Below are 14,015 nucleotides of genomic sequence, written 5' to 3' on the forward strand. Positions count from 1 at the left end.
GTCTTCCGGCCGGGCTGGCGGAGCTGCCGCCGGGCCCGGGGTTGGCGGCTGTGTTGGAGCGGATCGTTTTGGCCGCGGTCCCGGCGCGGGACCGGGTGACCGTGTTGGAGGCCTGGCACCGTCAGGACAGTCATACCCGGGCCCGGTTCGTGCGGGCGATGGTCGCGGTCGGCTACGCCGACCCGGACCAGCCCGATTCGGTGGCCGAGTTGCCGGATCCGCACCTGGCTGGGCCGATGAGATCCGCGCGGCGTCGGCCTGGACGCGGCGGGCCGCGGACGGGTAGGCCGACGATGCGGTGGCGTTGGCGGTGGAGTTGCCGGCGGTGTGGGCGGCGTTGGAGCGCGGGCACATCGACTGGCCGAAGGCGGCGGTGTTCCTGCGGCATCTGGTCGGGTTGCCGGCGGCGCAGGTCGCGCACCTGTGCGGGCTGGTGTTGCCGCGGGCGCGGCGCTGGACCACCAGTGAGATCTCCCGGCGGCTGCGCCGGTTGATCCTGGAGATCGACCTGGCGCACTACGAACGCCGGTTCCGGGTCGCGCATGCGCGCCGGGGCGTGTCGGCGTGGGTGACCGAGGACGGTACCGCCACGATCACCGCGCACGGGGTGGCCCCGGAGGACGCCGACGCCGCGGTGGCCCGGGTCGACCGGCCGGCCCATCAGGTCCGCCGGGCCGCGCACCCGGGGCGGCTGGATCAGATCCGGGTGGATTTGTTCGTCGGGTTCCTCGACGGGCGGCTGCACACCCTGACCGACGAGCAGATCACCGCGCTGCTGCGCGACGCCGCCCGGACCGACCCGCCCACGCAGCCCCCGGCGGAGCGAAGACGCGACAGCCCGGCCCCCCGCCCCACCCCCGACCCGCGCCCCCGCGGCACCGCCCCCGGCGGCCTCGGCCCACACCGGAGGCGACGGTGCCGACGCGCCCTCGCCGGGGACCACGCAGCCCCCGAAGTCGAACGCCGGGACGGGCGCGGACTCGGGCGACCATGCCCGACCGGTGCGCCTGGCCGCGACAGCCAAGCAGGCCGGGGCGAAGCAGGCCGAGCCAGGGCAGGCCGGGGCGGAGCAGGCCGAGCCAGGGCAGGCCGAGCCGGAGCAGACCGGGGCGGAGCAGACCGGGGCGGAGCAGACCCAGCCGCAGCAGGCCGGGGCGGAGCAGGCCGAGCCCCAGCGGATCGAAGCCGAGAAGGCCGACGCGGAGCAGGCGGCGGAGCTCGTCGAGGCCGAGCGGGCCGGGGCTGCGGCGGCGGGGGCGCCGGTGCGGGCGCGGCGTGCCGGCACGACCACGGCCTCACACATCGCGGCTGGACCCTGACCCAACCCGAACCCGGCGTGTTCGTCTGGCGCAGCCCGCTGGGCCGGGTCTACCGCACCCGCTCCGAACCGCTCCTGCCGCCGCCCCCACCACCGCAGCGACCCCCGCCAGGAGGACCGCCCCGACCCACCCCTGCTCGTCTGGCGCTCGCCCACGCCGGTCGAGGAGCCTCGGCCTCCACCGCCCCGGCCACCGACCTCGACGAACCGCCGCCGTTCTGACGACGAGCGCTGCCGACCTTCGGGGCATGCACGACGCCCCGCGGGCGGTCGGCGCGCGAGCCGCACCGGCCGTGCGGCTGATCGACGGGAGCGGTCCGTGGACCAGGTTGACCGGCCCCCGGCGAGGGATCGGGGCGCCCACGTGCGGCGAGGCTCACCGACCCGACCAGCGTCGTCGCGTTCGTGGTTCCGCGCCCCGCTCGGCGGGTGCGCCGGTCGCGGCGCTCGGGCACGGGCCTTCGCGGTCGTCCGTTCCAGCGGTCCGACCGGCTCGTCGCATTCGTGGTTCCGCGACCCGTTCGGCGGGTGCGCGGGTCGCGCGCTCGGGGGCCGCGAGGAGGGGCATGCACGCGGACCTCGGGCAGCGGAGCGGAGACCGATCATGCCTCGCTACCACTCCGCCGGCACGCACGAGCCGTCGAGCAGTTCGAGGGGGCTACCGGCTCACGAGTGTGCCGGTGGAGATGGGCGGCCGGACGGCGTCGCGAAGGACTCCGTTGACCGGAGCCGACGTTGCACCTCGCATCCGCGACGACCGCGGCGGAAGGTCCACTCCCTCGGGCCCAGGCGGGACCGCACTCGGAGATCCGCTCCCTCGCCCACGCGGCAACCCTGCCCGAAGGTCCCCCACCCGGAGACCGCGCCCGAGGGCCCGCGCATCCAGCCCCCGACCGGCACCACCGCGTCGAAGCTGTGACGGTTCGAGCCGGCCGCGTAGGGTCCCGGGGCAGCACGTGGTTGCGCCTAGGGTTCCGCCTGCCATCCGCCTCCCGACCCACAATCAGGGTGGCCAGGGTCTGGACCGAGCGGCGCCACGGCCACCCGACCGCCGTGTCGGGCAGGTCGACACCTGACGGGACAAAAACCCCGAGGGCTCCGTGTTCGACGTGCCCATCTCCGGGTGGGACCGACGCCAAGGAGCCTCCTCGGTGGCTGCTTTCCCCGCTGTCCTCGCTGACCCCGCACTCCCGACCCTCGCCCTCGTCGGCGGGTCCGGGCTGTCCGCCGGGGTCGTCGCGCTCACGCTGTTCGCCGCGGTGCTGCACGCGGTGTGGAACGCCGTCGCGCACGGCGTGCCCGACCGTCTCGTGGGGTTCGCCCTGATCGGGACCGCGTACGTCGTCGTCGGCGGGGTCGCCGCGCTGGTGCTGGGGCTGCCGCCCGTGGCGGCGTGGCCGTTCGTCCTGGGCTCGGCGGGTCTCCACGTCGTCTACACGCTGCTGCTGTGGGCGAGCTACCAGCTGGGCGAGTTCGGCCAGGTCTACCCGGTGGCGCGAGGGACCGCGCCGTGGGTGGTCGCGGTGATCGAGGTGGCCTCGGGCCACGCGGTGCCCGTGGTCCAGCTGGTCGGGATCGCGGTGATCTCGGTGGGCCTGATCAGCCTGGCGCTCGACGGGGGACGGCTGTCGCGCGCGGCGATGCCCGCGCTGGGTGCCGCGGTGGCCACGGGGGTCTGCATCGCCGGCTACACGGTGGTCGACGCCGCGGCGGTCGGCACGACGCCGGTGCCGGTGTACGCGGCGTGGATGTTCCTGCTGCAGGGCCCGGTGATGCCGGTGGTCGCGCTGGTCCGCCGGAGGCGGGGCCTCGTCCGTCAGCCGCGGTCGATGCTGGTCGCGGGGCTCGCCGGCGGGGTGGTGTCGCTCGCGGCCTACGGCCTGGTGCTCGTCGCCCAGACCAGCGGGGCGACCGCGGCCGTCGCGGCGCTGCGGGAGACCGGCATCGTCGTCGGGGCGATCCTGGGCACGGTCTTCCTCGGCGAGCGCTTCGGGATCGGCCGGATCGCCGCGGCCGCGGTGGTCGCGGCCGGCATCGTCCTGGTCGACCTGTGAGCCCGGGTTCATCCAGCGCAGGCGGCGCGGGGCCTGGTGGGTGCGCGGAGGATGCCTTCATGAGCGTCCTGCAGCACCGGTCCCTGTTCGCGGCGCTCGACGAGACCCGCCACGAGCCCGTGGCGAAGCGCATCCGGGCCCAGCTGGGCGGGGAGACGGTGGTGGACTCCACGCGCGCGGTGCTGCTGTGGGAGCCGCGGCGCGTCGTGCCGAGCTACGCCGTGCCGGAGGAGGACATCGCCGCGCACCTCACGCCGAACGACATGCCGAAGAGCGACACCCCGCGGGGCGTTCCCCTGGCCTCGGTCTCCGACCGCCCGGTGCTGGACCCCTCCGTGCCGTTCGTCGTGCACACCGCCGAGGGCCGGCCGGTCGACGTCGTCACGGGCTCCGGCACCCGGCCGGCCATGGGGCTCCGGCTCGCCGATCCCGACCTGGCGGGGTACGTGGTCCTCGACTTCGACGCGTTCGACGCCTGGTTCGAGGAGGACGAGCCGAACGTCTCGCACCCCCGTGACCCGTTCCACCGCGTGGACGTCCTGGGCTCCTCGCGACACGTCCGCCTCGAGCTCGACGGCGTGCTGCTCGCCGAGTCGCGACGGCCGGTGCTGCTGTTCGAGACCATGCTCCCCACCCGGTACTACCTGCGCCGCGAGGACGTCGTCGCGCCGTTGGAGCCGACCGCCACCCGCACGCGCTGCGCGTACAAGGGCGAGGCCTCCTACTGGACCGTGACCGTCGGCGACCGCCGCGTGCCCGACCTGGCCTGGACCTACCCCGACCCGCTGCACGAGGCCGCGCACGTGCGCGACCTCGTGTGCTTCTTCACCGAGCGGACCGACGTCGTGGTCGACGGGCGACGCCAGGAGCGTCCCGTCACACCGTGGTCGTGATCAGGCCGGAGCGCGCAGGTCCGGACCGGTGGAGGGGTTGACCATGCGGCCGATCTCCTCGGCCGCCCAGCCCGACCCCAGGACGCCCGCCCAGAGCAGCTCGGGAAGCTGGCGCTCGCGGTCGACCCGCCCGGCGACCCACGACCTGGTGGCGGCCAGGCGCTCGGCCTGCACGCACAGCTCCCAGGCGCGCGACCCGCGGTCCGTCACGTCCTGCGAGAACGGGGCACCGCACGTGCGGTTGCGGTAGCGGCGCTCGGGGCTGTCGATCGTGTGGACGAGCGTGAGCGCGAGGCCGGCGAGGCCGGTGCCCACCACGACGCCGACGGCGAACCACAGCAGCGTGAGGAGCCAACCGTCGCCCAGCAGCAGCCCGGACACGGCCCCGACCGCGAGGACGGCGAGGGCCGTCGAGCCCGCGGGCAGGCGCGTCCAGACGAGGGTGCCGGTGTCGTCGATCTGGTAGTGCGTCCCGGCGATCAGCGCCGGATCGAAGACGCGATAACCCGATCGGGTGCGGACGAGGGTGGGCAGGCGGTCGGTCGGGGCCTGCTTGACGAAGTCGACGGACGCGTCGCCGGGGAACGTGCTCATTGCCTCTTGCTCTTGCTGGTCGCACCGGGGAGGAGGGCGGCGTTCGCGCCGGGGTAGAGCGCCGCCACGCCATCCATCGAAACTGATGAGCGGCCTGTTACGACGCCGAAACGTGACGGACTCCTCACCGGAACGTGAGAGTGCTCGATCACAGCGAAACATCCGATTGGTCCGTTAAGGTCACCCGACCCTTCACGACCTCGAGGAGTTGCGGGTGCGCCGCCTCATGTCCGTCCTGGCCGGGACCGTCCTGGCCTGCTCGCTCGCAGCGTGCGGTTCGTCCGCCGACGCCCCCGCCGGCTCCGCCGGCGCGTCCGGCACCCGGACCGTCACCCACGCCATGGGCACCACCGAGGTGCCCACGGCCCCGCAGCGCGTCGTCGTGCTCGACACCGGCGAGCTGGACAGCGTTCTCGCTCTCGGCGTCACGCCGGTGGGGGCGACCTCGCCCGTCGCGAACGGCCCGCTGCCGAGCTACCTCGCCGACCGCACCGCCGGCGTCACGAACATCGGCACCCAGTCCGACCTGAACCTCGAGACCATCGCGGGCCTGAAGCCGGACCTCATCCTGTCGAACAAGGTCCGGCACGAGGACCTCTACCCGCAGCTCAGCGGCATCGCGCCGACGGTGTTCGCCGAGCGCGTCGGCGTGGCGTGGCGGGAGAACCTGCAGGTCGCGGGGCAGGCGCTGGGCCGGGAGGCCGAGGCGGAGCGGATCCTGGCCGACTACCGGGCCAAGGCGAAGGAGGTCGGCGCCACCTTCGCGCCCGGCACCACGATCAGCATGGTCCGCTTCACCGGCGGCTCGGTCCGGCTCTACGGCGAGGACTCCTTCATCGGCACGATCCTCGCCGACGCCGGCCTGGCCCGGCCCGCGAGCCAGCGCGTCCCGGGGACGTTCGCCGAGGTCTCGGCGGAGCAGATCGGGCAGGCCGACGGCGATCGCCTCTTCTTCGCCTCCTACGGCGAGGCCGGCGGGAAGGACAAGGCGAGCGTGCTCGGCGGGCCGCTGTGGCCCGGCATCCCGGCGGTCGCCCAGGGCCGGGCGCACGAGGTGTCCGACGACCTCTGGTACTCCGGCATCGGCCCGATCGCGGCGGACAAGGTGCTCGACGAGCTGGGCACGCACGCCACCGCCTGAACTCAGATCGTGCGGAGCGGGGCGGGCTCGCGGTCGGCCAGCGCGAGCCCCGCCCGCAGGGCGCTGGCGGCGTCGAACGTGGCGTCGTGGGCGGCCCGGCTGATCGCGGTGAAGCTGGCGTAGCCGTGGATGAGCCCGGGGAACCGCCGCGCGACCACCGGGACACCGGCCTCGCGCAGCCGTTCGGCCAGCTCCTCCCCCTCGTCGCGCAGCGGGTCGAAGCCGGCGGTCGCGAGGTAGACCGGCGGCATGCCGGACAGGTCGTCGGCGCGCAGGATGGCGCCGCGGTCGTCGTCGGGGGGCACGCCGTCCGGCAGGTACATCTGCTCCATCGCGGCGAGCACCTCGGCGCTGATCCCGAACCCGGAGCCGAACGCGACGCGCGAGCCGCCGCTCCGGTCGGCGTCCGTCGCCGGGTAGAGGGCCACGACGAAGGCGGGCACGGGCTCGCCCCGCACCGCCTGCTCGTGCGCCACGACCAGCGCCAGGTTCGCGCCGGCGCTGTCGCCGCCCACCGCGACCAGCGTCTTCTCCGCGTCGAGGTCCTCGGCGTGGGCGAGGGTGTGCCGGTAGGCGGCGAGGGCGTCGTCGAGCGCGGCGGGGTACGGGTGCTCGGGCGCGAGCCGGTACTCCACCGACAGCACCCGGACGCCGGCCTGCGCGGCGAGCAGCCGGCAGAGCGGGTCGGCGGAGGCGATGCTGCCCAGCACGAACCCGCCGCCGTGGAAGTAGACGAGCAGGCCGGAGCGGCCGGCCGGACCGTGCGGGCCCGGCGGCGTGTAGAGCCGGGCCGGGATCGGGCCCTCGGCCCCCGCGACCTCCAGGTCCCGGGTCACGACGTCGTCGAACGGGCCCTCGGCGGCCAGCTCGGCGGCGTCGTCCGCCTGGCGGCGCTGCTCGGCCAGGGCCGCCGCGCCCAGCTGCCCGCTCGCCGCGGTGAGCCGCGCGAGCCACTCCCCGGCGCGGTTGAGCAGCTGCAGGTCGAGGTCGAGGAGCTGCCCCTCGAGGCACACCTCGGGCCCCGCGAGCAGCCGCTTCAGCGGCCGCGGGAGTCCGAAGAGGAACCGGAACGCGAGTCGCAGACCGAGGACCCGCAGGGAGCGCGCGATCACACACCGATGTTACGCCCGGGTAGCCTTCCGCCGCGGGGACCGCGCGCGGCTCACGCCCCGAACGTGTACCGCAGGACCGGGAGCATGGCGTCGGCGTCGGTGCGGGACGAGCCGTCCGCCACGCAGGCCGCCAGCTCGGCCTCGACGGCGGCGGTGTCGATCCCCGCGCCGATCAGCACCAGGCTCGTGCGCCGGGGCTCGCCGGGCTCCCAGCGGGCCCGGCGGAACCGGACGTACCGGCCGACCGTGTGCAGCACGTACTTCTGCCGGTGCCCGGGCACGCCGAACGCCACGAACCCCTTGATCCGGTAGACGCCGGCCGGGCGGCGGTCGAGCAGGTCCCGCAGCCGCTGCGGGTCCATCGGGGCGTCGGAGGTGAAGGAGACGCTGTCGTAGGCGGCATGAATGTGGTCCGCGTGGTCACCGACCTGCTCCCCGAGCAGCAGCTGCCGGCCGGGCACGACCTCGATGTCGAACAGCAGCCGCGGATCGACGACGCCGTGCTCGGCCGGGACGATCGGCGCCAGCCCGTTGGCCTCGCGGAGCAGCCGCCGGACCCGCCACACCTTGCCCGGGTCCACCCGGTCGACCTTGTTGAGCACCAGCAGGTCCGCCAGCCCGACGTGCGTGTCGACCTGCGGGTGCCGGCGGCGCGTGGCCTCGAACTCGACGGCGTCGATCACCTCGATCAGCCCGCCGAAGACCAGGTGCGGGTTGGCCGCCTCGAGGATCAGCTGCACGAGCGTGCCGGGCTCGGCGATCCCGCTGGCCTCGATCACGATCACGTCGATCTCGTCCCGCCGGCGGGTCAGCCGGTCGAGCAGCGGCCCGACGCCGTCCTCCCCCACCGCGCAGCACAGGCAGCCGTTGCCGAGCGAGACCATCGCGTCCGTCCCGCCGACCAGCATGGCGTCGATCCCGATGGCGCCGAAGTCGTTGACCACCACGCCGATCCGGGCGTCGAGCGAGTGCGCGAGGAGGTGGTTGAGCAGGGTGGTCTTGCCCGCGCCGAGGAAACCGGCGACGACCACGACCGGGATCCTCCGCATCCCGGAAGAGTTACCAGGCGCCCCTGCGGCCGCGCCCCGCGGGTCCGGGGGCAGGATGGACAACATGGCACAGGTGACCGCGACCGCCGAGCGAACCGTCCCCGCCCCCGTCGAGGCCGTTCGCGCCGCCGTCGCCGACTACGCGCAGACCCGACCGGAGATCCTGACCGAGCAGTTCACCGACTACGCGGTGCTGACCGGCGGCCAGGGCGAGGGCACCTCGGCCACCTGGAAGCTGCACGCGACGAAGAAGCGCGTGCGCCACGTGAAGGCCGACGTCACCCAGCCGACGCCGGACACCGTGGTGGAGAAGGACGCGAACTCCTCGCTGGTCACCACCTGGCGGGTCGCGCCGGCCGGTGAGGGCGCCAGCCTGGTCACGATCACCACGACGTGGAACGGCGCGGGCGGCATCGGCGGGTTCTTCGAGCGGACCTTCGCGCCGAAGGGCCTGACCCGGATCTACGACGGCGTGCTGGCCAACCTGGCCTCCCGCGTCGGGAGCTGAGAACCGGGAGCTGAGATCGGGGCCCGACCTCTGGCACGCTGTCGGCGTGGCTGACAACGGTGTGATCGCGGTCGCGGGCGAGGCGCTGGTCGACGTCGTCCCCGCCCCCGCCGAGGGGTACTTCGAGTTCGCTCCCGGCGGCAGCCCGGCCAACGTCGCGGTCGGCCTGGCGCGCCTCGGCGTGCCCGCGCGGATGCTCGCCCGGCTCGGGTCGGACTTCCTGGGCCGCCGGCTGCGCGCGCACCTGGAGGGCAACGGCGTCGACCTGTCCCACGTCGTCGACGCGCCCGAGCAGTCCTCGCTGGCGCTGGTCGAGGTCGGGCCGGACGGGGTCGCGGACTACGACTTCCGCATCGCCGGCACCTCGGACTGGCAGTGGACGCCCGACGAGCTGTCCGGCGCGCTCGACGGGATCGTCGCCCTGCACTCCGGGTCGCTGGCCCTGACCGTCGAGCCCGGTGCCGCGGTGCTGCGCGAGCTCCTGGCGAAGGCCGCGGGCTCGGCGACCGTGAGCTACGACCCGAACTGCCGGCCGCGGCTGATGGGTGATCCCGCCGAGGTGCTGCGCGGCGTACACGAGATGCTCGCGATCGCCGACGTCGTCAAGGTCAGCGACGAGGACCTGCGCTGGCTGCTGCCCGACGTCCCGCCGGGCGAGGTGCTCGACGACTGGGCGGGCCGTGGGCCGGCGCTGGTCGCCGTGACCCTGGGCGGCGACGGCGTGCTCGCGGCGACCGCGGAGGGGATCCGGACGTCGATGCCGGGCCGGGCCGTCGAGGTCGTCGACACCGTGGGCGCCGGGGACAGCTTCTCCGCCGCCCTCCTGGCCGCCCTGCACGCGCGGGACCTGCTCGGACCCGCCCGGCGCGAGGCCCTGCGCACCGTGCCCGCGCTCATCCTCGACGAGGTGCTCGAGGAATGCGTGACCGCGGCCTCGATCACCTGCTCCCGGCGGGGCGCCCAGCCGCCGACGACGGGCGAGCTGCGGTCGGCCCTCGCGGGCGGATACCAAGGCTGAACCAGCGTGGACGGCGGCGAGGGCTCCCCAGCACCGCCGCCGTCCACGAGGCCGTAGGTGGCGGGACGGCCCCAGTACCTTTCGCCCCGCCACCCACGAGTCCAGGGGGTCAGCCGCCCTGCTGCGGCTGGTTCGTCGCCGGCCGGTTCGCGCCCGGCTGTGGCGACGCAGGCAGCTCGGACACGGGCTTGGGGGTGCGCTCGGGGTGCAGGTCGGGCTGGCCGGTGGCGGGCGCGCCGGGCGCCAGCGACAGCTCGGCCGGCTCGCTCTCCGGCAGCGACCACTGCTTCGCCCAGTCCAGGTGCATCGCCGTGCTGCCGCCGGCGGGCGGGAACAGGTCCAGCTGCACCGTCATGTTCATCGCGCCGGGCGGGAAGTGGCTGGTCTCCGTGGTGGAGTACCACTCCTTGCCGTTGAGGTAGGCGGTCATCTTCTCCGGCGCCCATTCCAGCGCGTAGGCCGTCCACTCGGTGGCGTCGTGCCGGACCGAGCCGCTCTCCTGGGAGTTGTCGGCGCCGTAGTGCAGGAAGAAGTCCGTGCTCTGCCGGTCGTCGGCGCTGATCTCCATCCAGTCGATCTCGCCGCCCACCGGCCAGTCCTCCTTCACCGGCCACAACAGCAGCACCGGGTGGTAGCCGCCGGGGCCCGGGTCGGACTTCACGCACACCTCCCAGCGGCCGTACCGCTGCCCGGGGTGCCAGCTCATCGCGCCGGTGTTGCCCTGCTCGTTGCCGCTGACCGTGACCTGGCCGTTCGCGACGGTGATCGCCGCGGGCGTCCGGGTGCCCTTCTCGTCGTGGCCCGGCTCGGGGCCGTAGGGGTGCCAGTCCGGCGGCAGCGCGGTGCCCTCGAAGTCCGCCTGCCGGGTCGGCGTGCCCCAGCCCAGCGCGTCCGCGGCGGTCTGCGGGCACTGCGACGCCGCGGCCTGGGCCGCCGAGCTCGACGGAGCCGACGGGACCGCCGGACCGGCCTGCGAGGCGTCGGCGGGACACGCGGTGAGCGTCAGCAGCGCCGCACCACTCACCGCGACGGCCAGGGTGCGCACCAGACCGGACGACCGCATCGCCAGCACCTCTCGTCACTCGTGCATCAGGAATGCGCTCATTTCACCGCAGATCGTGAGCAACGCGAGTCCTGCCACCCGGTCGGGTACCGCCCGTTCGTGCACGCACCGCAGCCACGGCCCGACATCCGTCACGTCTGGTGACGGATCATGATCACCGGACGTGACAGGACCGGGGCGGACCGCGAGACTCGACCCGTGTCGCCGCCCGCCCTCGCCACCGCCCTCGACCTGGCTCCCCATCCGGAGGGAGGCTGGTACCGCCGCACCTGGACCTCGCCGGTGACCGTCGAGACCGACCACGGTCCGCGACCGACCGCCACGGCGATCCTGTACCTGCTCGACGGGGAGTCACGGTGGCACCGGGTGCGCTCGAGCGAGCTCTGGCTGTGGCACTCGGGCTCCGCCGTCGACCTCCGGATCGGGCACGCGCCCGACGCCGGGGCCTCCTGGACGCTGCAGGCGCACGCCCCGCAGCAGCTCGTCCCGGCGGGCGCGTGGCAGTCCGCGCGGCTGCTCGGGACCGAGCCGGCGCTCGTCTCCTGCGTGGTCTCCCCCGGCTTCGACTTCGCCGACTTCGAGCTGGCCGACCCCTGCTGAGCCGAGGGCCGGGTCAGGCGCGCGCCGCGAGCAGGTCCTGCAGCTCCCAGGTGTTGCGGATCTTCTCGGCCGGCACCCCGCACTGCACCGCCCGGGTGCAGCCGTAGTCGAGCCAGTCGAGCTGGCCGGGGGCGTGCGCGTCCGTGTCGACGGTGAACTCGCAGCCCGCCTCGACCGCGAGCCGCAGCAGCCGCTTCGGCGGGTCCAGCCGCTCCGGGCGGGAGTTGATCTCCACGGCCACGTCGTGCTCGGCGCAGGAGGCGAACACCGCGTCGGCGTCGAACTCGGACTCGGGCCGCTTGCGGTTCCCGGTGACCATCCGGCCGGTGCAATGGCCCAGGACGTCGACGTGCGGGTTCGCGATGGCGGTCAGCATCCGCTCGGTCATCTCGTCCCGCGGCATCCGCAGCTTGGAGTGCACGCTCGCGACCACGACGTCGAGCTCGGCGAGCAGGTCCTCCTCCTGGTCGAGCGCACCGTCGTCGAGGATGTCGACCTCGATCCCGGTGAGGACCCGGAACCCGGAGAGCCCGGCGTTGAGCTCGGCGATCTGCTCCAGCTGGCGCCGCAGCCGCTCCGGGGACAGCCCGTTGGCCACCGTGAGCCGTGGCGAGTGATCGGTGACGACGAGGTAGTCGTGCCCGAGGGTGATCGCGGTCTCGACCATCTCCCACAGCGGGGAGCCGCCGTCGGACTGGTCGGTGTGGCTGTGGCAGTCGCCGCGCAACGCCTCCCGCAGGTCGGCGGCCGCTGTGTCCAGCTCGACGCCCTCGGTGGCCTCCAGCCGCCGCAGGTAGACCGGTACCTCGCCGCGCAGGGACTCGGTGACGCACCGGGCGGTGACGTCGCCGACCCCCTTGAGCGTGCGCAGCTCCCCCGACCGCTCGAGCGAAGCGAGCTGCTCGACGTCCTTGCCGCGCAGTGCCGCGGCGGCGGTGCGGAAGGCGCGGACCCGGTAGGTCGACTCGTGCGCGCGCTCCAGCAGGAACGCGATCCGCCGGAGGTCGCCCACCGGGTCCCGTGCGTCGCTCACGGCCGCGATTCTGGCAGCTCCGTCACCCGCGCGCCGTCTCCTCCGCGTCGTCGACCGCTCGCCGTCACCTCCGGCGCAGCTCCGGCAGCTGCGCCTCGATCCGCTCGGCGTCCGCCTGCGCGCGGCCGTAGAGGATGCCGAAGGTGAAGCCGTTCTCGCCCTCGGCGGACGCCTGGGCGCCCAGCTCGCGCAGCAGCTGCCGCTCGACCACGACGTCCTGGTGCTCGCCCAGCGCCTTGGTGATCGCCTTGAGCTTCTTGGCCTGCTCGGGGGTGCCGGCCAGCTCGGTGGCGTAGCGCAGCCGCTTGCCGGCCTTCCGGGCGTCGTGGATCGCGGTGTCCGAGTCCGCCCCCGCGGACAGGGCGTCGAGCGCGGCGACGACCCGCTTGTCGAACCGCTTGTCCGCCTTCTTCAGCGCCGCCGACAGCACCTTCTTGCCCGCCTTCTTCGACCCGGCCGCCGACGCCAGTGGCGGGTCCTGCAGGAAGCGCTCGATCGCGCCACGCAGGGCCGCGTAGCGCTCGCTGTCGAGAGCCGCGACCGCGGCGGCCTTGGCCTCCGCGCCCGAGCGTGCGAAGTGCCGGGTGACCTGCGCCTTCACCGGCCCGAGCACCAGCTCCGGCGGCAGCGCCTGTAGCGACCCGATGATCAGCTCCTCCTGGACCTCCAGGTCCCGGGCGGGTGCGAGGGCCCGGCCGAGCCACCGCAGCTCCTCGATCAGCGCCTCCGCGCGGGGGCCGTCGAAGACCGGGGCGAAGGCCTGCAGGGCGCTGCGCATCCGGCGGGCGGCGACCCGCAGCTGGTGGACGGCGTCCTCCTCGTCCCGGCGGGCTCGCAGGTCCTCGGCGGCGAGCCGGTCCGCGTGCTCGGCGAGGTAGTCGAGCACGCCGGTGCCGGCGGCGCCCTTCTTCCCCTTCCACCGGGCCGGGGGCGGCGGGGCGGCCTCGCGCAGCAGCCGGTCGAGCTCGGCCTCGGCGGTCGCCTCCGCGGGAGCGGCGCCGGTCTCGGCCAGCCGCGCGGCCAGCGCGTCGAGCAGCCCGGCCGGGCCGCCCGAGACCGTCACCACGACCTCCGTCCAGTTCTCCAGCGTGGTGGCGTCGCCGAAGGTGGCGAGCTGCACCTCGTCCCGCCGGATCTCGGCGATCTCGCGGCGCCGGCCGTCCCGCAGCGAGTCGACGGTGCGGACGCGGCGGATCCGGCCGACGGGCGCGATGTCCGCGCCGCGGAGCACGCCCTGCACCAGCTCGCGCAGCTCGGCGGGCACGTCCGGCTCGAGGCCCTCGACGTCCGGCGGCGCGACCGGGATGCGCAGCTGCTCGCCCTCGACCGCGTCGGGCAGGTCGAGGCGCCAGTACGCCTCGGGGCGCGCCGGGTCGTCCGTGCGATGGATCGCGAGGACGATGCCGGAGGTCGCCAGGCGAAGGTCCGGCGAGTCGTACCGCTCGAACTCCAGCACGACCGGCCGGCCGGTCTCGGTCGAGCTCACCCCTTCGACACCGGCCAGGTTCGGCGCGCCCGCCGCGGCGGGCCCGCGGTAGCTGGCCGTCGGCCGGTCGGTGTCGGTCGTCGTCCTGAGGGTCCTGGTCGTCGGGGTGCCGGAAGTCATACGAGAAGGATGCCCGATCCGGGTGA

Annotated in this window: 13 protein-coding genes; 7 read left to right on the forward strand and 6 right to left on the reverse strand. The window is 74.7% G+C overall.

All coding sequences use genetic code 11. The features are described 5' to 3' along the window. Positions 1-1,001: 1,001 nt before the first annotated feature. The 3 genes from AB0B41_RS21420 (at position 1,002) to AB0B41_RS21430 (ending at position 4,265) form a co-directional block, all read left to right on the forward strand. Positions 1,002-1,319 carry a hypothetical protein gene (locus AB0B41_RS21420; RefSeq protein WP_358205883.1) on the forward strand — a complete coding sequence of 106 codons (318 nt, stop codon included), beginning with the start codon at positions 1,002-1,004 and terminating at the stop codon, positions 1,317-1,319. Between the two features lie 1,150 nt (positions 1,320-2,469). Then, entirely contained in the window at positions 2,470-3,372 is a 903-nt protein-coding gene (locus AB0B41_RS21425) for an EamA family transporter (protein ID WP_358205885.1), read from the forward strand. A gap of 59 nt (positions 3,373-3,431) precedes the next feature. Continuing rightward, positions 3,432-4,265 carry a DUF427 domain-containing protein gene (locus AB0B41_RS21430; protein ID WP_358205887.1) on the forward strand — a complete coding sequence of 278 codons (834 nt, stop codon included), beginning with the start codon at positions 3,432-3,434 and terminating at the stop codon, positions 4,263-4,265. Here the strand turns inward: AB0B41_RS21430 and AB0B41_RS21435 are convergent, their stop codons facing one another. Beyond that, on the reverse strand, positions 4,266-4,859 hold the full coding sequence (locus AB0B41_RS21435; RefSeq protein ID WP_358205889.1) for a hypothetical protein: 594 nt from the start codon (positions 4,857-4,859) through the stop codon (positions 4,266-4,268). A 214-nt stretch (positions 4,860-5,073) separates the two neighbouring features. Between AB0B41_RS21435 and AB0B41_RS21440 the strand changes: the two genes are divergently transcribed. Continuing rightward, on the forward strand, positions 5,074-6,000 hold the full coding sequence (locus AB0B41_RS21440; protein WP_358205891.1) for an iron-siderophore ABC transporter substrate-binding protein: 927 nt from the start codon (positions 5,074-5,076) through the stop codon (positions 5,998-6,000). Positions 6,001-6,002: 2 nt separating this feature from the next. On the opposite strand, the gene AB0B41_RS21445 is transcribed toward AB0B41_RS21440, so the two are convergent. Further along, entirely contained in the window at positions 6,003-7,112 is a 1,110-nt protein-coding gene (locus AB0B41_RS21445) for an alpha/beta hydrolase (protein WP_358205893.1), read from the reverse strand. 50 nt (positions 7,113-7,162) lie between these two features. Next, a complete protein-coding gene (locus AB0B41_RS21450) occupies positions 7,163-8,161 on the reverse strand; it encodes a GTP-binding protein (protein WP_358205895.1) in 999 nt (332 codons plus the stop codon). Between the two features lie 64 nt (positions 8,162-8,225). Here AB0B41_RS21450 and AB0B41_RS21455 point away from each other — a divergent pair, with 64 nt between their 5' ends. Beyond that, positions 8,226-8,669 carry an SRPBCC family protein gene (locus tag AB0B41_RS21455; RefSeq protein ID WP_358205897.1) on the forward strand — a complete coding sequence of 148 codons (444 nt, stop codon included), beginning with the start codon at positions 8,226-8,228 and terminating at the stop codon, positions 8,667-8,669. A gap of 46 nt (positions 8,670-8,715) precedes the next feature. Next, a complete protein-coding gene (locus AB0B41_RS21460) occupies positions 8,716-9,687 on the forward strand; it encodes a carbohydrate kinase (RefSeq protein WP_358205899.1) in 972 nt (323 codons plus the stop codon). Between the two features lie 109 nt (positions 9,688-9,796). On the opposite strand, the gene AB0B41_RS21465 is transcribed toward AB0B41_RS21460, so the two are convergent. Continuing rightward, positions 9,797-10,750, reverse strand: coding sequence for a glycoside hydrolase family 16 protein (locus tag AB0B41_RS21465; RefSeq protein ID WP_358205901.1), 954 nt, complete (start codon positions 10,748-10,750; stop codon positions 9,797-9,799). Positions 10,751-10,948: 198 nt separating this feature from the next. Here AB0B41_RS21465 and AB0B41_RS21470 point away from each other — a divergent pair, with 198 nt between their 5' ends. Beyond that, positions 10,949-11,350 (forward strand): cupin domain-containing protein, encoded by a 402-nt coding sequence (locus AB0B41_RS21470; RefSeq protein WP_358205903.1) that lies wholly within the window; start codon positions 10,949-10,951, stop codon positions 11,348-11,350. A gap of 13 nt (positions 11,351-11,363) precedes the next feature. Here the strand turns inward: AB0B41_RS21470 and AB0B41_RS21475 are convergent, their stop codons facing one another. Beyond that, positions 11,364-12,383 carry a PHP domain-containing protein gene (locus AB0B41_RS21475; RefSeq protein WP_358205905.1) on the reverse strand — a complete coding sequence of 340 codons (1,020 nt, stop codon included), beginning with the start codon at positions 12,381-12,383 and terminating at the stop codon, positions 11,364-11,366. A 64-nt stretch (positions 12,384-12,447) separates the two neighbouring features. Further along, complete coding sequence (locus AB0B41_RS21480) at positions 12,448-13,989, reverse strand: CHAD domain-containing protein (protein WP_358205907.1); 1,542 nt, start codon at positions 13,987-13,989, stop codon at positions 12,448-12,450. Positions 13,990-14,015 lie beyond the last annotated feature (26 nt).

Source organism: Pseudonocardia sp. NPDC049154 (assembly GCF_040648315.1).
Classification (GTDB): Bacteria; Actinomycetota; Actinomycetes; order Mycobacteriales; family Pseudonocardiaceae; genus Pseudonocardia.